The organism is Niastella sp. (assembly GCF_045805085.1).
Lineage (GTDB): Bacteria > Bacteroidota > Bacteroidia > Chitinophagales > Chitinophagaceae > Niastella.
Genome location: NZ_JBJMLX010000478.1, coordinates 1 through 1,597, shown reverse-complemented (window position 1 = coordinate 1,597; position 1,597 = coordinate 1). Strand labels below are relative to the sequence as shown.

The 1,597-nt window shown below is 49.2% G+C and carries 1 rRNA gene; it reads left to right on the top strand.

The window, feature by feature from the left end:
- A 23S ribosomal RNA gene (locus ACJ751_RS24945) occupies window positions 1-1,597 on the top strand; the annotation flags it as partial.

Here is a 1,597-nt window from a genome sequence, read left to right as displayed (position 1 = left end):
GTTGAAGGTGTGGTAACACACACTGGAGGACCGAACTCATTAGCGTTGAAAAGCTATGGGATGACCTGTGGATAGGGGTGAAAGGCCAATCAAACTGAGAGATAGCTCGTTCTCCCCGAAATGTTTTTAGGAACAGCCTCGGATATTGAAGTATGATAGAGGTAGAGCTACTGATTGGGCTAGGGGGCTTCACCGCCTACCAAACCCTGACAAACTCCGAATGCTATCATATATCTCCGGGAGTGAGGCTGCGGGTGCTAAGATCCGTGGCCGAGAGGGAAATAACCCAGATTAGCAACTAAGGTCCCTAATACGTAGTTAAGTTGATCAAACGAGGTGGGACTTCTATAACAGCCAGGATGTTGGCTTGGAAGCAGCCATTCATTTAAAGAGTGCGTAACAGCTCACTGGTCGAGAGGTCCTGCACGGAAAATAATCGGGCATCAAACCATGAACCGAAGCTCTAAGATTGCCGCTCGGCGGTATATCGGTAGGGGAGCATTGAAATCTGCATCGAAGGTGTGCGGTGACGCATGCTGGAGCGATTTCAAAAGAAAATGTAGGCATAAGTAGCGATAAAAGTAGTGAAAAACTACTTCACCGTAAGACTAAGGGTTCCTGATCAACGTTAATCGGATCAGGGTTAGTCGGGTCCTTAGGCGAACCCGAAAGGGGCAGCTGATGGAAAACTGGTTAATATTCCAGTACTCGCTTTAATTTCGATGGAGTGACGCAGAAGTGAACAGCACACGAGGGAGACGGAATTCCCCGTTTAAGTATGTAGCTATAGGCTTTACAGGTAAATCCGTAGAGTTTGGCGAAGTACGAAAGTATATGAGGGCTTCGGCCTGATTGAGTGCTCTAATAGCTGCCGAGAAAAACTTCTAAGGTTAGGTTAAAGCGACCCGTACCGCAAACCGACACAGGTAGTCGAGGCGAATAGCCTAAGGTGCTCGGGTGAGCCGTGGAGAAGGAACTAGGCAAATTGATGCTGTAACTTCGGGATAAAGCATGCCACCTTCTGGGTGGCCCCAGTAAAATGGTTCAACCAACTGTTTAACAAAAACACAGGGCCCTGCAAAATCGTAAGATGACGTATAGAGCCTGATACCTGCCCGGTGCTGGAAGGTTAAGGAAGGGTGTTCGACGCAAGTCAAAGCTCCTGACTGAAGCCCCAGTAAACGGCGGCCGTAACTATAACGGTCCTAAGGTAGCGAAATTCCTTGTCGGGTAAGTTCCGACCTGCACGAATGGTCTAATGAGTTGAACGCTGTCTCCTCCACGAGCCCGGCGAAATTGTAGTATCGGTGAAGATGCCGGTTACCCGTCACGGGACGGAAAGACCCCGTGAACCTTCACTACAACTTTGCATTGATTTTGAGCAACCGATGTGTAGAATAGTTGGGACGCTATGAAGCGGTGCCGCCAGGTGCCGTGAAGCGGTCGTTGAAATACCAACCTTCGTTTGCTTAGAGTCTAATCCCTTGCGGGAAACAGTGCATGGTGGGTAGTTTGACTGGGGTGGTCGCCTCCTAAAAAGTAACGGAGGCTTGCAAAGGTTCCCTCAGTACGGTTGGTAATCGTACGTAGAGCGCAT